Annotated in this window: 14 protein-coding genes and 2 tRNA genes; 3 read left to right on the top strand and 13 right to left on the bottom strand. The window is 56.7% G+C overall.

Features of this window, described 5'->3' with window-relative positions:
• Window positions 1-11: 11 nt before the first annotated feature.
• From MITSMUL_RS11205 to MITSMUL_RS11150, 12 genes are all read right to left on the bottom strand, one after another.
• A complete protein-coding gene (locus tag MITSMUL_RS11205; protein ID WP_071599959.1) occupies window positions 12-1,487 on the bottom strand; it encodes a sugar porter family MFS transporter in 1,476 nt (491 codons plus the stop codon).
• A gap of 163 nt (window positions 1,488-1,650) precedes the next feature.
• Window positions 1,651-2,937, bottom strand: a complete 1,287-nt coding sequence (locus MITSMUL_RS11200; RefSeq protein WP_040636422.1) for an adenylosuccinate synthase — start codon at window positions 2,935-2,937, stop codon at window positions 1,651-1,653.
• A gap of 110 nt (window positions 2,938-3,047) precedes the next feature.
• Window positions 3,048-4,340, bottom strand: coding sequence for an adenylosuccinate lyase (gene purB / locus MITSMUL_RS11195; protein ID WP_005842790.1), 1,293 nt, complete (start codon window positions 4,338-4,340; stop codon window positions 3,048-3,050).
• 244 nt (window positions 4,341-4,584) lie between these two features.
• A complete protein-coding gene (locus MITSMUL_RS11190; protein ID WP_005842789.1) occupies window positions 4,585-5,073 on the bottom strand; it encodes a GNAT family N-acetyltransferase in 489 nt (162 codons plus the stop codon).
• A 30-nt stretch (window positions 5,074-5,103) separates the two neighbouring features.
• The gene (locus tag MITSMUL_RS11185) at window positions 5,104-5,871 is read right to left on the bottom strand and encodes an amino acid ABC transporter ATP-binding protein (protein ID WP_005842786.1); all 768 of its coding nucleotides are present in this window, start codon (window positions 5,869-5,871) and stop codon (window positions 5,104-5,106) included.
• The gene (locus tag MITSMUL_RS11180) at window positions 5,868-6,572 is read right to left on the bottom strand and encodes an amino acid ABC transporter permease (RefSeq protein WP_211205250.1); all 705 of its coding nucleotides are present in this window, start codon (window positions 6,570-6,572) and stop codon (window positions 5,868-5,870) included. The genes MITSMUL_RS11185 and MITSMUL_RS11180 overlap by 4 nt, the downstream gene beginning before the upstream one ends.
• Before the next feature lie 19 nt (window positions 6,573-6,591).
• Complete coding sequence (locus MITSMUL_RS11175) at window positions 6,592-7,272, bottom strand: amino acid ABC transporter permease (RefSeq protein ID WP_244944575.1); 681 nt, start codon at window positions 7,270-7,272, stop codon at window positions 6,592-6,594.
• Window positions 7,273-7,322: 50 nt separating this feature from the next.
• Window positions 7,323-8,162, bottom strand: coding sequence for a transporter substrate-binding domain-containing protein (locus MITSMUL_RS11170; protein WP_005842781.1), 840 nt, complete (start codon window positions 8,160-8,162; stop codon window positions 7,323-7,325).
• Entirely contained in the window at window positions 8,159-9,460 is a 1,302-nt protein-coding gene (locus MITSMUL_RS11165) for an MmgE/PrpD family protein (RefSeq protein ID WP_005842780.1), read from the bottom strand. The genes MITSMUL_RS11170 and MITSMUL_RS11165 overlap by 4 nt, the downstream gene beginning before the upstream one ends.
• Before the next feature lie 43 nt (window positions 9,461-9,503).
• On the bottom strand, window positions 9,504-10,592 hold the full coding sequence (locus MITSMUL_RS11160) for a glutathione S-transferase C-terminal domain-containing protein (protein ID WP_040636421.1): 1,089 nt from the start codon (window positions 10,590-10,592) through the stop codon (window positions 9,504-9,506).
• 286 nt (window positions 10,593-10,878) lie between these two features.
• Window positions 10,879-10,955 (bottom strand) — tRNA-Val (locus tag MITSMUL_RS11155).
• A 45-nt stretch (window positions 10,956-11,000) separates the two neighbouring features.
• Window positions 11,001-11,077: transfer RNA gene (locus MITSMUL_RS11150), tRNA-Val, on the bottom strand.
• 144 nt (window positions 11,078-11,221) lie between these two features.
• Between MITSMUL_RS11150 and MITSMUL_RS11145 the strand changes: the two genes are divergently transcribed.
• The 3 genes from MITSMUL_RS11145 to MITSMUL_RS11135 all read left to right on the top strand — a co-directional run bounded on the left by MITSMUL_RS11145 (window position 11,222) and on the right by MITSMUL_RS11135 (window position 15,106).
• Window positions 11,222-11,944 (top strand): phosphatase, encoded by a 723-nt coding sequence (locus MITSMUL_RS11145; protein ID WP_005842776.1) that lies wholly within the window; start codon window positions 11,222-11,224, stop codon window positions 11,942-11,944.
• Between the two features lie 132 nt (window positions 11,945-12,076).
• Window positions 12,077-13,474, top strand: coding sequence for an amino acid permease (locus MITSMUL_RS11140; RefSeq protein WP_005842773.1), 1,398 nt, complete (start codon window positions 12,077-12,079; stop codon window positions 13,472-13,474).
• 144 nt (window positions 13,475-13,618) lie between these two features.
• Window positions 13,619-15,106 (top strand): class I adenylate-forming enzyme family protein, encoded by a 1,488-nt coding sequence (locus tag MITSMUL_RS11135; protein ID WP_005842771.1) that lies wholly within the window; start codon window positions 13,619-13,621, stop codon window positions 15,104-15,106.
• 73 nt (window positions 15,107-15,179) lie between these two features.
• Here the strand turns inward: MITSMUL_RS11135 and MITSMUL_RS11130 are convergent, their stop codons facing one another.
• Complete coding sequence (locus MITSMUL_RS11130) at window positions 15,180-24,422, bottom strand: ESPR-type extended signal peptide-containing protein (protein ID WP_005842769.1); 9,243 nt, start codon at window positions 24,420-24,422, stop codon at window positions 15,180-15,182.
• Between the last annotated feature and the right edge of the window lie 263 nt (window positions 24,423-24,685).

Below are 24,685 nucleotides of genomic sequence, written 5' to 3'. Positions count from 1 at the left end.
TCTATATGCGATCAGGCATTGTGCATCGATGCATTTGCGGATTTCTTCGTGCCAGCAGCCTCGATCTCCTCGAGCGTATGGCCGCGCGTCTCCGGCACGCAGTTGCGGATGAAGCAGACACCGAGCAGGCAGATGACGCCGAAGATAGCGAAGACAGCAGCCTGAGAGAACGAAGCCGTCATGATTGGGAACAGCAGGCCGACAAGGAAGGAGCCGATCCAGTTGAACGAGGATGCAAGGCCCGAAGCGCGGCCGCGGATGGCCAGCGGGAAGATCTCGCCGACGATGACCCAGGTGAGCGGTGCCCACGTGAAGGAATAGAATGCAACGTAGATGCAGAGGAAGAAGACAATCATCATCGGGTCAGCATCCGGGATGATGCTGTTGATGACAGCCGGCAGGATGAACGAGAGGCCCATGATCGTGCCGCCAACCGTCAGCAGCGTGCGGCGGTTGAACTTATCTGCGATGACGAGGAAGATCAGCGAGCCGAGGACGAGCAGGATGCCCTGGATGATCGGCCACATGAGCTGCGAGCTGGCTGCCTGTCCCGTCGCCTTCTCGACGATCAGCGGGATGTAGTAGAAGATTGCATTTGCACCCTGGAACTGCTGGAAGGCTGCAACGCCGACACCAGCCGTCACGAGGTAGCGGTACTTGTCCGAAAGAAGCGTGGCAAACGTCGTCTTGCTCTGAGCCTGTGCTTCGCTTGCTGCCGTGTTCTGGATGTCAGCGAGCTCTGCTTCGACTTCCTTGTCATTCTTGCGGATGTAACCAAGCACACGGCGTGCCTGATCGACAAAACCGTGGTTGACGAGGAAACGCGGGGATTCCGGCAGGCGCAGGACGCCGAGGAAGAGGATGATGGCCGGCACGGCAGCGAGGCCGAGCATCAGGCGCCATGCTATCGTCTCCGGCAGGTCCTTGAGCAGGAAGTCGACGATGTACGAGAGCAGCATGCCCGAGACAATCATCGTCTGGTTGATGCCCGAGAGGCGGCCGCGCAGATGAGCCGGTGCCATTTCCGACATGTAAGCCGGGACGAGAGCCGAAGCCGCGCCGACGGCGAGGCCCAGGAGGATGCGGACACCGATGAGATAATACTGGCCGTTGTGCGGAGCGATACCAGAGAGGATCGAGCCGACAACGAAGATGAGTGCGGAGATGAGAATCATCTTGCGGCGGCCGAGGCGGTCAGAGAGCTGACCGGCGAGTGCGCCGCCAAAGATAGCGCCGAACATGACGGCCGATGTGATCCAGCCGATGATGCTCGCATTGCCCTGCAGGTTCCAATCGTTCTGCAGGAACGGCAGGGCTCCTGTCATGACGCCGATATCATAACCGAAGAGGATGCCGCCGAAGGATCCGAAGAAGTAAATGAATGCACTGGAGATTTTCTTCTCTGGCGCATTGCCTGTGCTTGTTACCATTTCTTTTCTCTCCTTTGTTCGAGTTCCAATACTTTGCTCATTTGTGTTCGAGCACATTTCATGATTTAAATATAGCATCATACTCCCGGTTTGTCAATCTATTTTTATTGTTTTCTATTTCTCAGCGACTTATATAAATACACGGTATTTTCTGACTTTTATGCAGAGCAAAAAAACAGGGTGCATCACTCGATGCACCCTGCTCCAATCAAACTATATCTCAGAAGATATCCTTGGCGATGACGATTGTCTCGTCGCGGTTCGGACCGACGGAGACGATGCCGAGACCGATGCCCGTGACCTCTGCCATGCGCGTGAGGTACTTCTTGGCATTCTCCGGCAGGTCTTCGTACTTGCGGATCTTGCTGATATCGCACTTCCAGCCCGGGAACGTCTCATAGACCGGCTCGACTTCTGCGAGGACCTTGAGGCTGGCCGGAATCTCGTTGAGTGTCTCGCCCTTGTACTTGTAGGCGACGCACATCTTGATCTCGTCGAAGCTGTCGAGGATGTCGAGGCGCGTGACGGCCATGTAGTCGATGCCCGAGAGGATGCCGGCATAGCGGACGACACAGGCATCGAGCCAGCCCGTGCGGCGCGGACGGCCCGTGACGACGCCGTACTCGTGGCCGACTTCACGCAGTTTGTCGCCCGTCTCGTTGAGCTGTTCCGTCGGGAACGGGCCCTCGCCTACACGCGTGCAGTAAGCCTTGACGATACCGACGACCTTGTCGATCTTCTGCGGGGCCACGCCGGCGCCGATGGCGACGCCGCCCGAGATTGGGTGCGAAGCCGTGACGTACGGATACGTGCCGTAGTCGATGTCGAGCATCGTGGCCTGTGCGCCTTCGAAGAGGATCTTGCGGCCGGCCTTGATCTCTTCATCGAGCAGGGCAATCGTGTCGCAGACATACGGGCGCAGGCGGTCTGCATAGCCATTGTACTCCTCGAGGATCTCCTCGTAGTCGAGCGGCTCATGGTCGTAGAGCAGCTTGAGCTCGCGGTTCTTGATGGCGAGGTTTTCCTTGAGGCGCTTTGCGAACTCTTCCTTGTCGATGAAGTCGCAGACGCGGATGCCGATGCGGTTGTCGCGGTCGACATAGCACGGGCCGATGCCGTTGTGCGTCGTACCGACTTTGCCCTTGCCGCGCGCATCATCGGCGAGCTGATCCATCAGGCAGTGATACGGCAGGACGAGCTGGGCACGGTTGCTGATGCGGATGCCAGAGAGGTCGATGCCGCGCTCTGCGAGGCTGTCCATCTCCTGCAGCATGACCTTCGGGTTGAAGGCGACACCGTTGCCGATGACGCAGTGCGAACCCTTGAAGAGGATACCCGACGGCATCAGGCGCAGTTTATAGTCTACACCATCGACGACAACGGTATGGCCGGCATTGCTGCCGCCCTGGAAGCGCACGACTGTCTCAGCCTGCTGAGCGAGATAGTCGACAATCTTGCCCTTGCCTTCATCGCCCCACTGGGTGCCCGTTACTACTACTGTTGACATAATGGTCTCTCCTTTATGATGCATGTTGGACCATCTACTGCGATGCTCCACAAACATAGAAAAGCCTTCTCCCCGCAGGGAGAAGAGGCTTTCATTCACTTATTGGATTCTCAGAGGCCGAAGCGCTCGAAGATCATATCGACATGGCGCAGGAAGTACTTGTAGTCGAAGCAGTCATCGATCTCTTCCTTCGTCAGGTACTTCGTGATATCCGGGTCGTTCTCGACGCTCGTGCGGAAGTCTTGGCCTTCCATCCAGCGCTTCATGGCGTTGCGCTGTACCCACTTGTAGGCATCCTCGCGCAGCACGCCCTTGTCGACGACCGACAGCAGGATGCGCTGGCTGTAGATCAGGCCGCCCGTGCGGTTCATATCGTGGAGCATCTTGTCCGGATAGACGAGCAGCTTGTCGATGATGTCCGTGAGCTTCTGCGTGCAGTAGTCGAGGTTGATCGACGAATCCGGCAGGATGACGCGCTCGACGGACGAATGGGAGATATCGCGCTCATGCCAGAGCGTGATGTCCTCAAGAGCAGCGACGGCATTGCCGCGGTTCAGGCGGGCCATGCCGGAGATGCGCTCGCAGTTGATCGGATTGCGCTTATGCGGCATCGCCGAAGAGCCCTTCTGGCCCGGGGAGAAGTACTCCTCTGCCTCGCGGATATCCGTGCGCTGCAGGTTGCGGACTTCCGTCGCGATCTTCTCGAGCGTCGAGGAACAGATTGCGATTGACGTGACGAACTCAGCATGACGATCACGCTGGATGACCTGCGTAGCGAGGCGCACCGGCGTCAGGCCGAGCTTCTTGCCGACCATCTGCTCGATCTTCGGGTCGATGTTCGAGTACGTGCCGACAGCGCCCGAGAGCTTGCAGACCGAGACAATCTTCTTCGCATGCTCCATGCGCTCGATGTCGCGCTCGATCTCGGCGCTCCAGAGCAAGAGCTTGAGGCCGAACGTCATCGGCTCAGCATGGATGCCATGCGTGCGGCCGATGCACGGCGTATGCTTGAATTCCTTCGCGCGGCGGCGCAGGACTTCACGGAACTTTTTGAGGTCATCGAGGATGATCGTGCAGGCATCGCGCATCATCATGCAGTATGCCGTGTCCTTGACATCCGAGGACGTCAGGCCCTTGTGGATGTATTTGGAGTCATCACCAACATTCTCGGCGACGTTCGTCAGGAACGCGATGATGTCGTGATGCGTGACCGACTCGATCTCATGGATGCGATTGACATCGAATTTTGCTTTCGCGCGAATGTTCTTGGCAGCCTCTTTCGGGATCTCTCCGAGTTCGGCCATGGCATCGCAGGCAGCCATCTCGACATTCAGGATCTGCTGCCACTCGTTCTCGATAGACCAGAGATGGCCCATTTCCGGCTTAGTATAACGCTCGATCATTTAGTGATTTCCTCCTCAATTTCCTGGCGGCGTCTCTGCACCGCGGAAGTGAAAACACGACGAAAAAACTCAAATTGACCTTCCACCCGCCTATCATGGCGGCCTCTGGAAAATCTCATTTTGAGTTTGGAGAAGTTACCGATATTCCCTTATCTATCATATCATCTTGCGGGCCCCAGTGTCAATGTGTCCGGCCCTTCCCTACATATAAGTAGAACTGGATGACACACAAAAAAGACCTCGGTCAATCGAGGTCTCGGCGCAGATAGACAGTACGGTGTGCCTTCCCCGGCAACTGGACTTCACGGAACGCACGAAAGCCGAGCTTCTCATACATCTTCCGCAGCCACGGATGGCTCGTCGCTGTCCCGAGCGTCACGAAGGGCACCTTGAGCTGCTGTTTCAGGACCTCTTCCAAGATGAGGCCGATGAGTGTTGAAGCATAGCCTCGGTGCATATGCTCAGGGGCTGTGACGACCTGGCCGATGTGCGGTACACCTTCAGGACCGGGATTTGGCCCCCAAGGCATGCGCAGAGAGAGCGCGCTGACAAGCTCGCCATCCTCGAACAGCCCGTACGTCGGGTTGCTCATGAGCCAAGCGCGCTCCTGCTCCCGCGTTGCCGTCATGGCGGCGAAAGAAAGGGGATACTTCTTGTCCGTCTGATAGCCCTCATGCAGGATGCGGTAGTACGCATCAAGGTCGGCCTCCCCCAGTTCACGATACGTTGCCATGTGATTCCTCCTCTCTATCAACTGTCGATGTCAAATGCCCGCGCCGTCGCGCAATGTTGTGCCGCCGAGGTAGCGGTTGAGGAATACTCTCGTGCGCTCCTCGCGCGGATGGACGAGAACGTCCTGCGGTGCGCCCGTCTCCACGACGCAGCCGCCCTCCATGAAAACGATCTGGTCGGCGACCTCGCGCGCAAAGGCAATCTCATGCGTCACGATGATCATCGTGACCTTGCTGTTCTTAGCCACGTCGCGGATGACAGCCAGTACCTCGCCGACGAGTTCCGGATCGAGAGCACTCGTCGGCTCATCGAACAGGATGACCTGCGGATTGACCGCCAGAGCGCGGGCGATGCCGACGCGCTGCTGCTGACCACCTGAAAGCTGTGCCGGATACTTGTCGGCATGCTCCTTCATGCCGACCTGAGTGAGCAACTCAGCCGCCCGCTCCCTCGCGTCCGCCTTGTTCCTGCCCTGCACCGTCACGAGCGCTTCCATAACGTTCTGCAATGCCGTCATATTCGAGAAAAGGTTGTACGATTGGAATACCATAGCCGTCTGACGGCGTACAGCGAGAATCTCTTTGCGGGATGCCTTGCGGAGGTCGTAGCGCTGGTCATTGATGAAGAGCGTGCCTCCATCGGCCTTGCCAAGAAAGTTGATCGTGCGCAGGAGCGTCGTCTTACCACTGCCCGACGGGCCGAGGATGACTGTCACACTGCCCGTCGGCACATTCAGGCTGATATCCCGCAGGATAGCCTGATCACCGAAGGACTTCTTCACGTGTTCAAGTTTTATCATATCTTGCACCTCTTGTACGAGGAGAGTCGGTCCTCGAGTTTCGTAAATAGGTATTCAAATAAGATGCCCATACCCCAATAGAGGAGAGCCGCCACGATGTAAGCTTCGAAGTACTGCGAGTTGTCCTCACAGAAGAGTTTGGCCGCACCAAACACCTCGATGACCGTGATAACGAAAACGATGCTCGTGCTCTTCATCGTCGAAAGGAACTGGTTGGCAAAGAGCGGCAGCGCAAAGACGATGGCCTGCGGGAAGATGACGCGGCGGTACATCTGGAACGATGTCATCCCCATCGCCTCAGCCGCTTCAAACTGTCCCTGAGGTACCGAGTCGAGTGCCGCGCGGAAAATCTCGCTGAGGTAGGCCCCCGTGTGGAGCGTCAGGCCGATGATGGCTACAGCCATGGCTGGCACATGTTCTATGGGCACATGGATGCCGGTCTTGCCGCGTAATGCCAGGAAGGCAAGCGGCATGCCGTAGTAAACGAGATATAAAAGCACCATGTTGGGAATGCTCCGGCAAACGTAGACGTAAAGCCGGAAGAGCTTGCCCAGCGCGGGCACTTGGCTCCGCTGTGCCAGGCAACTGACGAGTCCGAGCACTGCGCCGAAGAATACGCTCGAGAGCGTCAGGAGCAAAGTGACCTTGACATAAGGCGCGATGAACGCAGCACCCTGCACGATGTATTGCCAGTCAATCAAACTATGTCCATTCATAATCTTACGCCTCACTGAGTTCTGCAAGATCCCGATTGTGGCTCTGGCGCCTCTCGAGGAACCGTCCGATGCGCGCAATCAGGAAGATCAAGATACCGTAGATGACGGCCACGTCCACGTAGAGTTCCAGGCTGCGCTGTGAGTTGCCCGCCATGAGCTCCGCCTTGCGCATGATGTCGACGACGCCGACATTAAAGATCAGGCTCGTGCCTTTGACGACGCCGATGACCGTGTTGATGAGAGCCGGCATCGCCATCTGGAAGGCCTGTGGCAGGACGACACGACGGTACATCTGGAAGGACGTCATGCCGAGGCTCATCGCCGCCTCTTTCTCTCCGACAGGCACAGCCAAAATGCTCGAGCGCAGGATCTCCGCACCATAGGCAGCCATGTGCAGCGTAAACACTGCGAGAACAAAAGCCAATGGCGGCACGCCTTTCATGCTGATACCGACATGTGCGAGGATCTCCGGCACACCGAAGTAAGCAAGGAAAAGCTGCACGAGGAAAGGCGTCCCGCGCATGAACGAGATGAAGATGCGCAGGAGCGGCGCGATGACTGGCACGCACTGGATGCGCAGGACCGCGATGGCAGCGCCGAGCAGGATGCCGACAATCGCCGAAAAAATCGTCACCAGCAGCGTGATGTGGACCATGCCCAGGAGCGTCGGAAATGACTTGATCATATATCCGACATCAAAATAAGTACCCATCGAGCCTTCTCCTTTCTGCGCGGTTATTCAGTCGGCGCTTCCGTGTAATCCGCACCGAGGTACTTCTCAGAGAGCGCCTTGAGCGTGCCATCTTCCCTCATGGACTTGAGCGCAGCGTCGATCTTATCGGCGACCTTCTGCATCTCGTCGTCCTTGCGGAGCAGGAAGTAAGTCGGTACCTTCGTCAGTGTCGGCCCCACCGTCTTGATGGGCAGATTCTTGTCTTTCTGTGCGACCGAGACAATGTACTCATACTCGCCGGCAGCCTGTGCACGCCCCGTCGCAACGAGGTTCATCGTCTCCGATGGGCCCTTATCCGTGTAGACAATCTCGATTGGGGTATCGGCCGTCTCATTGAATTTCTTGACGAGATCGGCAAACTCCGAGTTCGTCGTGACAGCTACCTTCTTGCCCTTGAGGTCGTCGAGGGACTTCGTCGCATCATCGTCTTTCGGCACGACGAGCTTGCGCACCGTGTAATTGTTGAGTTCTTTCGGGAAGATGTACTTCTCGTCGCGCGCCGGCGAATGGCGCATCTGGTTGGCAATCATGTCAACCTGCGAGGAATCCATCGCGACGAAAGCTGCATCGACAGCCATTGGCTTGAAAGTGAAGTGCAAGCTCGGGTCGCGCTTCTCGATCTCCTTGAGGATCTCGACATCGTAGCCCGTCAGCTTGCCGTCATCATCCGTGTAGGAATACGGTTTGACCGTGCCGCGCGTCGCCACGACGACCGTCTTGGCATCCTTGTTGACGCTGGCACTGCTATCATCCGTATCACTGCCGCAGCCGGCCAGTACGCCGAGGCCCACGACCATCAGGACGGCTGTCAGCACGCGTGCAAATCGATTCGGTATCTTCATGGGAACATCTCTCCTTTTATCCAGTCAAGGCAAGGCCCGATTTCCCCATCGGGCCAGTTGCCAATCGTATCGATGATATGGCCGGCCGACAGACTGCCTACCGCCATCTCCAGTTTCTCCTTCTGCTGCGCAATCGTCAGCGGTCTTGCCGGCGAGCCCTGCGGCTCGCGCACATCCGCCTGCCAGTGCCGTCCGTCCACGGTCTCAGCTGTCAGTGGCACGGCGCGCTCCGACAGCGGCAGCGTCGGGACGTCATAAGCGCGGTGAAACTTGGGAAGCGCCTCCAGGAACGCCTGCGGCACGGTACTCTGCCTAAAGTATGCATCCTCGATCCTGCCATGCTGCAAGATCTGCCAGATGATAAATTCGACGGAGAACTGTCCCTCGCGGCCCGTCTGCGGCCGCGTATAGCGCAGTGCTCGGTCGGCGCCAGGTGGGAAATGCACCGTGATGGAGCGAACATCCGCCATGCGCAGCCCTTGTCGGTAGAGCTCTTCTGCACCATCTGCCGCACAGATTGCAGCGGAACAGTACATGTGACGCTTCATCCAGAGGCCCGGCTCCAAAATCTGGCCGGGCTGCAACCATTCTTGCTGCATGCGTGCCACATCGAGGTACCGTCGGCCATCCGTGAAGACGGCCAGCCACCCCGTCACATCGTCGAACAGGTTTGTACGTGCATTCAGGCCCGCCTCAACGAGACGAAACGCCGTCACCGCATGCTCTGCCGCAAAACCAGCATGAAGCGGCTTGCCGTCCGAGCCGGCCTCAAAGGCCATGCCAGCTGACTGAGTGCCTGCCAGCGAGAGGACCTCTGCCGCCCGCTCCCCTGTCAAACGACGCAGCCGCACGATGGCCGCGGCAGCCCCCAAAGTGCCGACCGTGCCAGTGGAATGCCAGCCCTGCCGCCGGTGTTCTGGATTGAGGCGCGCGCCGAGCAAGCCCTCCAATTCCGCCCCAGCGATGTATGCTGCCAGGAAGTCGCAGACTGCATCGTCCGGCCTTGCCACCGCCAACAGCACTGAATAGAGCACCGTGCTGAAGTGGCCGGCGATATTGGCCTGCGCATCGTCAAAATCGAGGTAATGCGAAGCAAAGCCGTAAAGCCTTGCCCTGTCAGATGCGCGACCCTCATCCGTCATCTGGCGCAGATTCTCTACAGCCGGCTCGCGCCGAGCTGCCAGCAGAGCTGCCAGATAGTCGAGAAAGGCCCGCTTGGCCTGGGCGATGAGGTCATCGCGCCCTGAAAGTTCTGTCGCTTCAATAAGGCGAACGACAGCCGTCGTATTCTGGTCCATACAGGGTCCCTCCTCTGCTACCTGTCATGCTCATCTCAGCAGATTATCTGGCGAATTTCTCCGCGCGGTCATTCGGCTCATTCCAGCGGCTGTCATCGGGTCCCTTCGGCACGATGCGCTTGAGATCGGCAAACGGTGTGTGATCGACATAGTAGAAGCGCTTGCGCATGGAATCGAAGTCCGTGTTGTTGCCGAAAGCCGGATTCGAGTAGAGGTCCTTCGCGTAATTCCAGAGATTCGGATAGTCGACGAGGCGCTTCTTGTTGACGAAGTACTTCTGATAGAAGACGAGATCGAAGCGCGAGAGTGTCACGAACAGGCGGATATCCGGCAGCGTAATCGTATCGCCCATGAGGTAGCGGCGCGTCGAAAGGCGCTCCTCAAGCCAGTCGAGGCGGTCGAAGATCTTATTGTAGTAGAACTCGTACTCTTCCTGCGTACCGACGAGTGCAGCGAGATTGACGGCCAGATTGACATCTGCGTAGAGGATGATATTGAGGGCATCGATGTCCTCGCGCAGCTCCTCCGGATAGATATCCGGCGCATCTTCGGCGATGTAGTCCTTGAAAGCCACAGCGAGTTCCGCATCAAGGACATGGTAATCATTGTTAACGACCTTGCCCGTCTTGACATCGACGAGAGCCGGTACCGTCGCACGCTGGTCAAATGCCGGGTCCGCCTTGCGATAGCATTCGCCGAGTGAATGGACGCCGAGGACGGGGTCCTTCTCATCCGGGTCCAATGTGAAGAACCAGTCGCCGACGACGCCAGCTGGGCGCAGCGGATCGACGACGCCCTTCGAGATCACCCTGTCGAGTCCCAGGAGGTCAATCGCGATCGAGATGCGGTTGGCCCACGGGCAGTGGCGCGACCAGACGAGACGATAGCGGTTTGGCTCGACAGGAAGCTCGCCTGTCAGGAAGCTCGCCGTGAACTGCGGTTCCTCTTCATCGTTGTACTTCTTGCGGCGATTGAAGTTCGAGGCATCGCGGCCCTCGTATTCCTTCTGCTCGCCATTGGCGCGCGGGTTCGTCGTCTGCAGCTCCGAAAAGTCGATCGGGCACGGGTCCATCGCGCGCTTGAATTCTACCTTCTCTCGTTCTCTTGCGATATCCTGATCCTTGATTGCCATATTGTCCAACATCCTTTCATTGATGCATATCCGTACTTTTAAGTATGCAAAAAGGAGACTCCAAGCGAGCCTATGGAAATGCTCGAAAAAGTGACTGTGCCCTCTTGGGCTCCATTGCCATCCTTCCGGACGAGATCCATATGCTGCTCAAAGTCTCCAATTCGTTTGGTCAACTCATCTTATGGGCATTATCATATCAGCAAAAGCATATAATGTCAATATGTTTTCTATCCATTTTGATAAAAATAAAAGCCGTGCGCAATGCGCACGGCTTGAACTATCCATATGGTGCTCGCTGAGGGATTCGAACCCCCGACCCCCTCCATGTGACGGAGATGCTCTAGCCAACTGAGCTAAGCGAGCAAACAAAAAAGGTTTCGCCGTTCGACGAAACCTCATCTTTCTAAATGGTGGGGTTAACAGAATTCGAATCTGTGACCTCCTCGATGTCAACGAGACACTCTAACCAACTGAGCTATAACCCCATGTCTTAACGACAAGATTTATTATAAAGGAGTCCCCCAGAAATGTCAACAGGGAAATTCAAATTTCTTGAAAAAATTTTTGACTCCCTCCATCCGTGGTATAATAGTCGATAGGATACATCAACTGTTTTGGGGGGTTTTATTATGAAAGACTTACTCGACGTCCACATGCACACGCTGGCCAGTGGCCATGCCTACAACACGATTCGCGAGATGATTGCGGCGGGCAGCAAGAAGGGCCTCGCACTCGTCGGCATCGCTGACCATGCACCGGCCATGCCGGGCTCGACGCACCGCTTCTACTTCGAGAACCTGCGCATCTTCGACCGCAAGGTCTACGGCGATGAAGCCGGCGTTGAGCTCCTCATGGGTGTGGAACTCAACATCCTGAACACGACGGGCAAGGTCGACCTCGAAGAGAAGGGCCTGCGCTCCGTCGACTACGCCATCGCAAGCCTGCACGACCCTTGCATCAATCCGGGCACGGCACTCGACAACACGACAGCCATCATGAGCGCCATGTGGATTCCACAGGTCAAGATCATCGGCCATCCGGACAACCCGGTCTTCCCAGTTGACTTCGACCAGATTGCCAAGGCCGCTGCAGAGCGCCACGTCCTGCTCGAGTGCAACAACAGCTCCTACCGCCCGGGCGGCAGCCGCACCGGCTCGCGCGACCTCGCCAAGAAGATGCTGCAGGCCTGCAAGAAGTACGGCACGCACGTCATCATGGGCAGCGATGCACACATCGACCTCGATGTCGGCAACCACGCACTCTCGGAAGAGGTCATCCGTGAGGCCGATTTCCCGGAAGAGCTCGTCATCAACAGCTCGCCGGAGAAATTCAAGGAGTGGATCCGCGCCTGACGCCCACTTCCCGATATATTTTGCTGCAGAGAGCCTCTGTCGTATTGACGGAGGCTTTTTCCTTACTTATAATAATAGAGTTTAGTAAAGTTGTAAATCTTAAGGAAGAAAAAGAAAAGGGAATGGTAACTTATGAACTTATTCCGCACAAAAAGCATCGAGCAGATGCGTGAGACGGCTGCCCAATCGGGCATGGCCAAGACGCTCGGCGCCTTTGACCTCATCCTGCTCGGCATCGGCTGTGTCATCGGCACCGGCATCTTCGTCCTGACGGGCGTCGCTGCCGCGAAGTACGCGGGCCCGGCCGTCACGGTCTCCTTCATGATCTCCGGACTCGCCTGCGCGCTCGCGGGCCTCGCCTACGCGGAATTCTCCTCCATCGTGCCGGCGTCGGGCAGCGCCTACACCTACACCTACGCCTCGCTCGGCGAGTTCATCGCCTTCATCGTCGGCTGGAACCTCATCCTCGAGTACACCGTCACCGCGAGCGCCGTCGCCTCGGGCTGGTCCGGCTACGTCACGGGCCTGCTGCTCTCGGCCGGCATCGACCCGGGCCATGCACTCACGCATGTGCCAGCAGACGGCGGCATCATCAACATCCCCGCCATCTTCATCACGCTCCTGCTCTCCGTCCTCCTGATTCGCGGCACGCAGGAGAGCACGAAGCTCAACCGCATCCTCGTCGGTGTCAAACTCACGGCCATCGCCATCTTCCTGCTGCTGGCCATCCCGCACGTCGACACGATGAACTGGGAGCCCTTCATGCCATTCGGCGTCTCGGGCATCTTTGGCGGCGCCGCCATCGTCTTCTTTGCCTACATCGGCTTCGATGCCGTCGCGACGAGCGCCGAGGAGTGCAAGAACCCCTCGCATGACCTGCCGATCGGCATCATCGGCTCGCTCGTCATCTGCACGGCCCTCTACGTCGTCGTCGCCGGCGTGCTGACGGGCATCGTGCCCTACACCGAACTCAACAACCCGGAGCCAGTGGCCTTTGCCCTGCGCTACATCGGCTATAACCTCGGCTCAGCTCTCGTCGGCGTCGGCGCCATCGCCGGCATCACGACGGTCCTGCTCGTGCTGCTCTACGGTCAGGCCCGCATCTTCTTCGCGATGAGCCGTGACGGCATGGTCCCGGCCCGCGTCTGCAAGATTCACAAGCGCTACCACACGCCGTACATCGTCACCGTCATGGGCGGCATCTTCGTCTCGATCATCGCGGGCTTCGTCCCCATTGGCATCATCGCCGAGATGGCCAATATCGGCACGCTCTCGGCCTTCCTGATTGCCGCCATCGGCGTTCTCGTCCTGCGCATCACGAAGCCGGAGGTGCCGCGCACCTTCCGCTGCCCGTTCGTCTGGCTCATCGCGCCGCTCGCCGTCCTGACCTGCGGCTACCTCATGTATCACCTGCCCTGGGAGACCTGGGTCCGCTTCATCGTCTGGTGTACGTTCGGCTGCCTCGTCTACTTCGGCTACAGCTACCAGCACAGCGCTCTCGCACACCCGCACGACGAGGAAGAAGACTGAAATCACGAGCTGGCAACATTATGCTTTGACAAAGTTTATGACCTGGTATAAAATTAGGGCTATAATAAAGAGGAATTGTCCTGTGCGATGAGGGCCTCTCCGCACTTGCGGTCTTAAGGCTCTCAGGAAGGAATAGGGTATAGAATGTTTGTACATGAACTGATCTATCAGGGGAAGCCAGACTCCCTCGCCATCGTCGATCACGAGCGCCGCATCACCTACCGCGAGCTGCAGCAGCACGTCGCCGCCTGCCGTGACCGCCTCTACGCCGCCGGTGTGCGCGTCGGCGACCGCGTCAGCATCTTCTCCCGCAACAGTGCGGACTACGTCTACGCCTACATGGCCATCGTCTCGCTCGGCGCCATCGCCGTGCCGATCAATTTCCAGCTCAGCAGCCGTGAGATTGCCTACATCATCAAGGACTCCGGCTCGCGCCACATCCTGACATACCAGCCGCTGAACCTCGTCGACGCGCTCTCCACCCTGCGCTGCGACATGCGCGTGACACAGCACGACATCCGCCAGATGGGCAAGAAAGACGAGAGTCTGCCGGCTGCTCCGACCCTGCCACCGACCTTCGATGAGCAGAACCCCTGCGTCATCATCTACACGTCCGGCACGACGGGCTCGCCGAAGGGCGCCGTCCTCTCGCACCGCAACCTCATCACGAACGCCGATCAGATGAGCATCATGGGCTGCAAGGCCGAACATCACGTGCTCTGCGTGCTGCCGATGTACCACTGCTTCGGCTGGACCTGTTCCGTGCTCTACCCGCTCTACTGCGGCGCCGAAGTCGTCATCCTCGACTCCTTCACACCAAAAGAGACCATCAGCGTCATCCGCGAGGAGAAAATCAACGACCTCTACATCGTGCCGTCAATCTGCAGCCTGTTGACGAAGCTCGCGAGCAAGGAAGACATGGCCTCCTTGCGCCTCGTCGTCTCGGGCGGCACGACACTGCCGCTGCAGATCGAGCAGGACTTCATGAACAAGTTCGGCGTCGACATTTGCGAGGGCTACGGCCTTTCCGAGACCTCGCCAGTCGTCACGATGAACCCGCCCGAGAAGCCGAAAGTCGGCTCCTGCGGCCCCGTCGTGCCGGGCATCGCCTGGAAGCTCATTGACGCCGACGGCAAGGAAGTCCCCAAAGGCGAGGCCGGCGAGTTCATCGTCAAGGGCGACAACATCATGCTCGGCTACTGGAACCTGCCCGACGCGACGAAGAACGCGCTGCGCGGCGGCTGGCTCCACACGGGCGACGTCGCCCGCGCCGACGAAGAGGGTTACATCTACATTGTCGACCGCCTCAAGGACATGATTATCAGCATGGGCGAGAACATCTACCCGCGCGAAGTCGAAGAGCTCATCTATCAGTTCCCGGGCATCAGCGAAGCCGCCGTCGTCGGCATCGACGACAAGCTGCGCGGCCAGGCCGGCGCCTGCTTCTACAGCCTGCACGAGGGTGCCTCCATCAACATCCGCGAGCTCAAGAAATTCCTGCAGGCCAACCTCGCGCTCTACAAGATTCCGCGCGAGTTCCACGAACTCCAGTCCCTGCCGCGCACCTCGACCGGCAAGATTGCCAAGCGCCAGATTCTCAGGGATTTCCTCGCAAAGAAGAACGCCAAATAATCGCATATAGCAAAAACCGGAAGGTCTCTCATCCGAGAAACCTTCCGGTTTTTATTTTTATCTTGTTTGCGCTTTACTTGCGGTTCGCATCAGCAGGCTTGTTGACGCGGACGCGCTCGATTGACGGCGTGCCGTCCTTGTGGCGCGCGACGACATCGATGCGGATGCGCTCGAGCTCTGGCTCGAATTCCTGTACAAGGCGGTCACTGAGCTCCCTGCCCGCCATCATTTGGCGGTAGACAATCGTCGCGAATTCGTAACGCGTCATCATGCGGTCGCCCTTGAACTCACCATCCGGATACCCGTCGAGCAGTCCATTGCCTGCGAGCTCCGAGATTTCCTTGTAAGCCCAGTGGTTTTTGGGCATATCCGGGAAGAGCTTCGTCTTCGCCGGGTCAAGCTGCTTGCCAGCTGCTACATCGACAAGCGCACTGCGCAGGCTCTCGACCTCTTTGCGCAGGTCCTTGATTTCCTTGGCCATGGCCACACGGCTGTTCGAGACGTGGTTGCCCTGGCCAAACTTGAAGCTGATGCCCGCATTGACCATGTTCTCGCCGCCACCGACCGTGCCGCCGACCGAGAATGTCGTATCCTCATTCGGCTTGTAGAACGCACCGACAGCCGCCGCATTCGCGCCGCGGTAATTGCCGTAGCCCACAGCGAAGTCCCACTTGTCATCCGGGTCGAAATCCTGCGGATGCAGGGCCGCCAGAGCTGCCGCACCAGCGCCGACGCGATCCACGCGGCGGTCCACCTGATTGATGGCCCCACCGAGCGCCCCAACACTCTTCTTGAGCTGCGAGACATTGACTGCATCGCCGTCCGCCGCGCCAGGAGCCACATCATGAATCTGCTGACCACCCATTGAGACATTGCTATTGCTGATTTCCACCGCATGCGTATCATCGCCGCTAGAGGCAATCTTGATGCCGCTATTCGTGACCGTGGTGCTAGCCTTGCCATCGCTGCCCGCAATGGTCAGGCCGCTGTCATCCATCGTAGTCTTACCCGTCGTGACACTCTCAAGGCCGCCAAGATTCTTCGCCAGGCGCAGGGACAGGCCATTTCCGCCATTCTTGACGACGCCGATGTTCTTATCCTCCGCGACTTCCGTAGCGCCGCCCGTCAGGCTCAGTGCACCGCCAAAGTCGACATTAACGACCTTGCCGTCATCGCCCTGATATGTGCGCTTCGTCTGTTTGATCGTCGATACATCCGTCTTGATGTTCGAGACATCCTTCGTGATGTTGTCGATCTTACCGTTGACATCGCCAATCTTGCCATCGACGATATGTTTCACATCGCCGATGTTGGCAGCATTGCCGTTGTCGCTGTCATCGCCCTTGACGATACCACTCTTGACGTTGGTGATGTTCTTGCCACCAGCGTCAATGCCGTTTTTGTCGATTGTGACGCCGCCGGCCTTGATGGAGCCAGCATCACCGAGGTCAACATCCTTCTTCAGGCCGATGTTGAGCGATTTGCCATCTTCAGAAACAGCCGTCGTGATATTACTGTCCCCGTGAATGCCGATGTTGCTTCCAAGGTCTGCCTTTACGGCATTCCCCTTGTCATCGGCCAGGCCAAAACCGCCGCCCTTTGCAGTGTCGGTGATGCTGCCCTTCACCTGCTCCAGCTGTTCTTCTGTAGCAGCCCGGCCAGCTTTGCCAAAGTCAGGCAGATCGACGCTCGTATTCGTCAGGCCAGTGATCGTCGACGAGCCATTGGTGCTGTTGAGCTTGAGGCCGCCCGTCATATTGATGCTGTCGATATCCGTCAGGTCTTTGGCCAGCTTGATATCAAGGCCATCGTTATCCTTATTGGCGACAACACCAATATTCTTGCCACTGGAAAGTTTGGCTTCATCCGTCTCACCACCGGACAACTTCAGCGTGCTGTTCAGAAGGCGCGTCACCTGTCCATTGTCGCCAGCGATGACGAGACCATCGTCCAGCGTAGCCACCTGATGCTCAGTCTTGCTGCTCTTATCCGTCGTATAGGTCAAGCGTGTATCAGACTTCTTGGCATCCTCCTGAGACAGATTCTGTGTGCCTTTCTTCGTAAACAGGCTGGTAAACGCGCCCTCAGAACCGGCGAGGTCCAGATAGCCTGTACCATTGTTCTGGCGAAGAGCCGCTGTCTGCGTCCTGGCTTGGCCATCGCCGTCGCTCAGGATAACACCCGTATCGCCGGTGATGTTCACCTCTTTGGCGGACTTGCCCTTGAACTGCATGCTGCCATCTGTACCTTTGTCATCGGCACCCCCATGGACACCGACTTCCAGATGATCCTGGAGTTCTACGGAAACGTAATCATTTCCATCATGGTCTTTCTTCACCTTGGTGAGGATGTTGGCCTTGCTGCGATCCCAGAAATCCCCGGAGCCATCGTTTTTCTCGTTGGTTACCGGAGCATCGCCATAGATGCGGATGGATTCACCGAGATTCTTCTTGACCGTCACATCGCCGCCATCAGCCAGGCCGCCGGCGGTAATCCCAAACTGGGCATTGTTTACAGAAGTCTTGATGGAATCGCTGACTGTCTTCAGCTGATCTTCTGTCGCCGCCCGGCCGGAGACATAGTCGGTCCCATCCCATGTCTTGTTATCAAGACCAGTGATGAAGTTGCCCTGTCCCGAAGCTTTTCCTACACTGATGACATTCTGATTGCCCATGACCACTGAGCCGGCCGTCACCGTATTGAGACCGGTGAGATCCTTGGCCAGCTGCAAGGAAAGGGTGGTATTGCCGTCATCATCCTGGCTGGCAACGACACCGATGTTATTGTTCTTCGTGGGATCCGTGGTGTTGTCCACCAGCTTGTCCTTCGCGCCGCCCTTGATGGTCACCTTCTTGTCCAGGGTGGTATTGAGGGCTTCGCCATTATCACCGGACAACTGCAGGCCGTCTTCCAGGGTGGCCACGGTGTGGTCATTTCCATTGCCACCTTTATAGGTAATCCGAGACATGGCCGTCTTCATGGCTTCATTGTTCTGATTTCCCCGATAGGTGACACCGATGGATACCGGGCTCATCCCATTATCCTTGTTTTTCCCGTTGAGGATCAGCGTCCCTGCTTCCCCTTTTTCGGTTCCATTAGAAGCTTTGCCCAACGTCAGGGTATGGGCATTGAGGTCGCGATCCAGCTGGACCGTCAGCGTATTGGCATTCTTATCTGCCTTGACCTGCACATTGGCGCCGCCGTCGTATTCACGGCCATCCGCGCCGGTTCCCTGGATGGTCAGGGTGTCGCCCAGATTTCTATGGACAGTAGTGGTAGCGTCATTGCCCTTGAAGTCCAGGCCCTTGTTTGTCAGTTCTGTTTTCAAACCATTTCTGACGGTCTGCAAATCGCCGATAGTGGCCCCATTTTGCAGCATGGAGCTGTCTGCCGTAATGGTAGAGATATCCACCGGCTTATTCTGTGCCGTATCATAGAGTCCGCTCTGTACATTGGTAATCTGCTTACCGCCATTGGACAGTCCATCGGTGGTCAGCTTTACTTGGCCATTTGTGCTGCCGTTCTGGGGCGTAATGGCAATGCCCTTGCCGTCAATTACGGTCATAGCACCAGTCGTCGCATCCTTGAAAGTAGCACTGGTCATGTCTTTCAGTTCCTTGCTCAAGCCAAAGGTAATGGCTTTGCCAGTGGTATCTGCCGTAGTGGTCAGATTGCTGTCTGCCGCCTTCAGCTGGATGGCGCCGCCCAGATCCTGCTTCACCACATTGCCTGCATTGTCGCTGATACCAAAGCCGCCACCCGTTTCCTTGCCATTGACAATGGCATTGGCCACCTGCTGGAGCTGGTCTTCTGTAGCTGCCCGGCCGCTGACGATGCCGTCTTTCGACCATTTGGTGTTGGTCAGGCCGGTAACGTAGTCACCGGCAGCAGCATTAGGGCTGGTGCCGTTGTTGGCAATAGTCTGGGAGCCAATCTTGATGCCACTGCCCGTAGTCCCTGCAGTGGGTGCAAAGCTGATGGTGCCCATATTGGTGAGGTCCTTATTCAGCTTGATTATCAGGCCATCGCCAGCATCGTTCTTCACCACACCGATATTGCCGTCCGTCAAATTGCCGGCAGCAGCACCTCCAGTGATCTTCAAAGTGCTGTTGAGGGTTGTGCTGACAGTCTTAGACGAATCTGCCTTGGCATCATCACCGGCAAACTTCATGCCATCGTCCAGGGTGGCAATGGTGTGACGCGTGTTCGGGGCATTGTCTACCGCATATTCCAAACGCGGAGATGTTTCAGCCGTCAAGAAGCCCGTGCCGCCATAGTTCTGATACAGTGCGGAATAACGGCCACCGTTGTTGCCCAAATGAATGGAACCGTCACTGCCATCCATCTCAACATAGGCACCTTTAGCGCCAGTTACCCTCACTCTACCATCAACAGTACTGGACCCTGCCGTCAGGCTGTGAGCCGTCAGGTCATTGTCCAACTTCACCGTGATGGTGCCATTATTCATAGTAGTGGTGATGTTATCTGTATTGTAGGTGTGCTTATCCTTTGCCGCACCGCCCAATACACTGATTTTATCCCCCAGCGGAGCATTGTAGGCAGCACTTCCGCCCTCCTTCTCTGCTCCATTGGCTTCAAAATTCAAGCCCTTCTGCAGAGCCGCATTGCTGGCAATACCAGAAATCACCACATCCGTAGGAGTGCTTCCCGCTACGTTATTTTTCACCTTCAGCGTTACCTTGCCATCGCTGCCTACCGTGTATTCACCACTGTCGGCGGCCACCAGATGGCTGTCCTGATTCAGCACATTGGTCATATCAATACCCGGAATGGCATCACCGCCATTTTTCGTCAGATTCAGGGTTTTACCATCGGTGCTGACACTGCCACCGGTTACATAGTAATCATGGAGGCCAGTCAGATTGCCTGTGGTCTTATTAGAACGCTGCAATGTACCGGTTCCATCGCCCTTTGTATCATAAGAGACAGATCCGCTCTCTACATAAATATCAGCAGCGTTGACTTCGCCTATAATCTGCTGGGCTACTACGTTCAGCTGATCTTCTGTAGCCGCACGGCCGGACATAAAGTTGCCCTTCACCCAGGCTGTATTTTTAAGTCCTGTAATACTCATAATCGGGGAATCAGCACTGCCATTAGCACCACCGCCAGCCTGATTTCCCAGGAAAATGCCGCCTGTATAAGTGCCGCTAGTATTGGTACCACCGACGCGGACCGTTGTAAAGTTGACATCCGGTGTAGTGGCAATCTTGATATCCTTGATATCATTGCCGCTGGAAAGAGAAATATTATCCCCTGCCACAAAGTTCAAGGTGTTATCGGTAGGTGTGACAGTCTTGACATCGGTGCCGTTAATCTGGGCCTTCCAGCCGGAGTTGACGGTATTGGATACAGTCAGGAGTTCGTCTTCCGTCGCAGCTCTACCGCTGACATAAGACGGGTTGGCGACGTCCCAAGTCGTATTGGTCAAGCCCGTTGCATACGTTCCTGCATCTGCCTTCTGGGGGGTGTCTCTGCCATCTTTATCCTTTAAGGTCAGGGTATTCGCTGCAACAGTCCCCAAGGAGAGATTGCCAATGGAAGCCGTTCCTGCACTGCCGTCGATAGTCGCCTGATTGCCAGCCTTAATGACACCGGTCTTGCCATTCAAGGAAACCTGTGTTCCGGCATCGCTGCCCAGGGTCACAGTATCGTTCAAGGAAACCTTGTAGTCCACCGTTCCATCTGTGGTATTCGGCGTTCCTACCACCTTCGTATTCTTATTGTCTCCGCTGACGGTCACGGTCTTGGCGGCGATATTCTTGACATCGCCGATATTGGCGGCATTGGTGTCCGTTCCATATATCGGGTTATTGGAATCATCCATGCCGGATGCACCACTCTTGACCTCAGTGATCTGCTTACTGCCGCCGCTGATGCCGCTGGTGGTGACACTGGGACCATTATTAATGGTCAGGCCTGTACCGTTCAAGGTGGAAGAACCGGTCTTCATGCTGCCGTCGAAACCATCGATGGTGATGGCATTATCGCCTGTTCCCACAGTCACCTTGTCCGCCGTGAGCTGGGTATCCATCTTCACGGTGATGATGCCGTTGTCATCGATTTCTGTGGTCAGGTTGTCCGTATTGTAGGTATGGCCATCCTTGACATCGCTGGCGCGAACTGCCACCGTATCGCCCAGATTCTTTTTGACCGTCTTATAGGTACCATCTACCTTGTTGCTGGCCGAGAAATTGAGGCCTTTGGCGATGGCTTCGGTATTGTTGGCAATATTGGTCCGGTTCGTATTGACCACATCGGACACGCTCTTGAGCTGGTCTTCTGTAGCAGCACGGCCGGTGACAGGCTGGGTCTGCCCTACGGTCCAGGTGGTATTGTCGAGGCCGGTGACGTACTTCCCGCTCTTGGTGGTATCATTGCCATCGGATTGGGTGCCCATCTTGACGCCGCCGGCAGTCACGGTGTCAAGACCGGTGATGTCCTTGGCCAGCTTCAGCGAAAGGGTGGAGCCATTGGCGGTGACGCCGATATTATTGCCATTGGCCAGATTCGTAGCACCGCCGGAAACGGTGAGCGTATTGTCCAGAGCCACGCTGCCCGTTCCCGTATCGCCAGCCAGCTTGAGGCCATCGCCGAGGGTTGCTACGGTATGCGCCGTGCCGTCTCCATCGGTATAGCTGATGCGGCCCGTGCCCTTGGCACCGGAAAGTTCCGGAGATGCGGCATAGCCTGCGGTGATGGTGGTGGCTTTGTTGGTACTGCTGCTATTGGCCCCTACGATTTTGAGGGAGCCGGTCTGTCCGCCGCCGGAAGTGCTGTTTTCCGTACCGGCCGTGACAGAATCAAAGGTGGGGTTCTTGTCCAGAGCGATGGAAAGACGCTTATTCGCCGTATCCGTCAGGACCTTGACATTCTGGGTGGAGTATTCCGTGTCCTCCTTGCGGCCGCTGCCCTGGATCTGGAGGGTGCCGCCCTGGTCGAGGTGGACAGAGGTATTCGTGTCATTGCCCTGGAAGTTCATGCCCTGGCTTGCCAAGGCCTTGAGCTGAGCCACATTGACGGCATCGGAATCCTCAGAACCAGCGGCCAGGTTGGTGATCTGGCGGGAAATAGTGACATCCTGGCCGGCAGCATTCTTCGTTTTACCGCCAAGAGATACTGCACCATCCGTAGAAATCCAAATAGCTGCATTATCCGGAGTCATAGACGTCGGTGCCAGATACCCAGAGATGCCTTTGTCTCGATTCGCTACTGAATGAGCGCCCAAAGCTACACTGCCATCTGCATTTGCAGTAGCACTGGTACCAAACGCCGAGGATTCAAAGTTATTCGCCGAAGCCATATAGCCATAAGCAGCCGAACCAGTCTGTTCTGCAGAGGACTCAAAGCCAACGGCTACGGCAGCGCCATTGTCCGTGGATTCCGGATCTGTATTTTGAGTACCTGCCTGAGAGCCCAGGCCCATGGCAACGGAGTAATTGCCGCTGGCATTGGTGCCGTTGCCCACTGCCACGGACTGGGTGCCGGAAGCCGTGTTATCGTAGCCGATGGCCAGAGAATTCAAACCGGAAGCAGAGCTCCTGACGCCCATGGACAGAGAATGGTCTCCTTTTGCCGTGGTGCCCACGCCAAAGGCCATGGAAGCCGAGCCCGTGGCACCATCGTTGTAGTAGTTGGCCAAGCTGTTTTCCGCAACCGGCGTTATCGGATTGCCATCATCATCTTTATTGGCCGTCTTGATGCTCAGGAAGTGGCGGCCCGCCTGTTCCAGCTGGTCTTCTGTTGCCGCACGGCCGGTCATATAATTGCCCGGCGTCCAGGTGCGGTTGGAAAGGCCCGTCACAAAGTTCCCCGATGCACTCGCCCGGGTGGATTCCAGCTTGAGGGTGGCCCCATCGTCATTGAGGCTGACCGGCTTCATATAATCATAGGTAAAGGACTGATTGCCGATCTGGATTCCTCCCACCTTGGCAAGGCCTTTTGTCCCGTCTAGGGAAACAAAATTCTTCGTGTCCGTGCTGAGGCCGGCAGAAATCGTCCCCGCCGTGCCGTCCAGCACCACCTGCTTGGCACCGGTGGTGTCCGTGCTGTTCTTCAACGTGACCTTGGGCATCAGGCTGATGGTCGTAGTCTGTACGCCCTTGGCATCCGTGCTTTCAGCAGCATGGACATTGAACTCATCGCCCTTGACCTTGATATTCGTCTTGGCCTCTGCCACAGCCTCCGCTTTGGCGTTCTTGAGCTGCTCCATAACGACGACGTCGTGGTCGTCGATACCATCAGCGACATTGACGAGACGGTTGTAGGCGGCAGAGTCATATTGATTCTCGGTGACGGTGTGGTTTTGATAGTCTACCGTATAATAAACATCTCCCGCCTGATGACCAAAGGATACAATGCGCCCTTCTTTATCCGCTGCACGAGACGAATTGATGACAGAAGCCGTAGACTCGTAGCCGATAGCAACACCATTCGCCATCGTGACCGTGGCCTGTCTGCCAGCTGCTAAGCCGCTGGAGGCCGATGCGCTCGTGCTGCCGCCAGCAATACCGACGGAATAGCTTCCCTGTACAGAGGATGAATAACCACCAATTGCTACGGCAACTGAAGCTGCAAAAGGAGATGAAGGATCTGGATACTGATGAGCATCCTTGATAACATTGCCTTTACTGTCTACGAGAATAGGATTCCTCTCTTTGTCCATTGTTATCGTTCCAACAACATCATTGCCATTGCTGTCTTTAAACTTTGGGTTTCCGTTCTCGTCTACAGCCATTTTGCCGACTACATTGCCACTACCACCAATGATGGATGATCCGTAACCAAACGCTTTATTGCCGGTACCGCCATTAACGGTAGAAAAGTCACCGGCCGCTTGGTTCTGTCCACCACCGGTAACGCTCGAACGTTTGCCAGTAGCCTTTCCTTGAGAACCGCCGCTGACACTGGCCTCTTCACCAATCGCTTCATTGTCGCCACCACCGCTGACACTGGAATTTATCCCCGAAGCTTTGTTGGTCGAGCCACCGCTGATGCTGGAATTTTCCCCAGCAGCTACATTATCCTTGCCACCGCTGATGCTGGAATACTTTCCCGAGGCAGTCCCATTGTCACCACCGCTGATGGTAGCATGTTCTCCTGTAGCAGCCGCCTCTGTTGCAGAGCCCGAGCCCATCAGCACGGCTGCCCCTAGGCTCATGGCCAGCATGGTGCGCTTAGTTGTCGACGGTGCCAGATGCGCAGCTTTCTTCTTACCGTGACGGCTTGCGTTCTCTGATACGACGACGTAGCAACTCTTGACGCTGCTCCAGATGACTTGATAAATCCGATTCATAGAATGCCTCCATTTTCTCTTCGCTCTTCGTTCTTCTCTCTATGCTCCTGCCAACTTTGTCGAATCGATTCGAGTTTTGTATATTTATTCAACTCGTACGCGCTGCTCTCATGCAGTCGCATCTCGGACAGAGACATGCAAATAACGGTTCATTCCTGAACGATCATGGACGCTACCGGAAAGATCTCCACATCTCTCTTATCAGCTCTCATCGTCCATGAATTATGATGTCATCTGTTCAGCAAAGTGGCTTGAAATATTGC

Source organism: Mitsuokella multacida DSM 20544 (assembly GCF_000155955.1).
Lineage (GTDB): Bacteria > Bacillota > Negativicutes > Selenomonadales > Selenomonadaceae > Mitsuokella > Mitsuokella multacida.
Note: the sequence above shows the minus strand (reverse complement) of the source record. Positions and strands in the feature narration are given on the sequence as shown.

What these genes read in the sequence shown, in the direction of transcription:
- MITSMUL_RS11190 (WP_005842789.1), bottom strand. Translation starts at nt 5,073, where the DNA reads ATGGCAACGTATCGTGAACTGGGGGAGGCCGACCTTGATGCGTACTAC.
- MITSMUL_RS11130 (WP_005842769.1), bottom strand. Translation starts at nt 24,422, where the DNA reads ATGAATCGGATTTATCAAGTCATCTGGAGCAGCGTCAAGAGTTGCTAC.
- MITSMUL_RS11170 (WP_005842781.1), bottom strand. Translation starts at nt 8,162, where the DNA reads ATGAAGATACCGAATCGATTTGCACGCGTGCTGACAGCCGTCCTGATG.
- MITSMUL_RS11165 (WP_005842780.1), bottom strand. Translation starts at nt 9,460, where the DNA reads ATGGACCAGAATACGACGGCTGTCGTTCGCCTTATTGAAGCGACAGAA.
- MITSMUL_RS11200 (WP_040636422.1), bottom strand. Translation starts at nt 2,937, where the DNA reads ATGTCAACAGTAGTAGTAACGGGCACCCAGTGGGGCGATGAAGGCAAG.
- MITSMUL_RS11185 (WP_005842786.1), bottom strand. Translation starts at nt 5,871, where the DNA reads ATGATAAAACTTGAACACGTGAAGAAGTCCTTCGGTGATCAGGCTATC.
- MITSMUL_RS11175 (WP_244944575.1), bottom strand. Translation starts at nt 7,272, where the DNA reads ATGATCAAGTCATTTCCGACGCTCCTGGGCATGGTCCACATCACGCTG.
- purB (WP_005842790.1), bottom strand. Translation starts at nt 4,340, where the DNA reads ATGATCGAGCGTTATACTAAGCCGGAAATGGGCCATCTCTGGTCTATC.
- MITSMUL_RS11205 (WP_071599959.1), bottom strand. Translation starts at nt 1,487, where the DNA reads ATGTGCTCGAACACAAATGAGCAAAGTATTGGAACTCGAACAAAGGAG.
- MITSMUL_RS11145 (WP_005842776.1), top strand. Translation starts at nt 11,222, where the DNA reads ATGAAAGACTTACTCGACGTCCACATGCACACGCTGGCCAGTGGCCAT.
- MITSMUL_RS11135 (WP_005842771.1), top strand. Translation starts at nt 13,619, where the DNA reads ATGTTTGTACATGAACTGATCTATCAGGGGAAGCCAGACTCCCTCGCC.
- MITSMUL_RS11160 (WP_040636421.1), bottom strand. Translation starts at nt 10,592, where the DNA reads ATGGCAATCAAGGATCAGGATATCGCAAGAGAACGAGAGAAGGTAGAA.
- MITSMUL_RS11140 (WP_005842773.1), top strand. Translation starts at nt 12,077, where the DNA reads ATGAACTTATTCCGCACAAAAAGCATCGAGCAGATGCGTGAGACGGCT.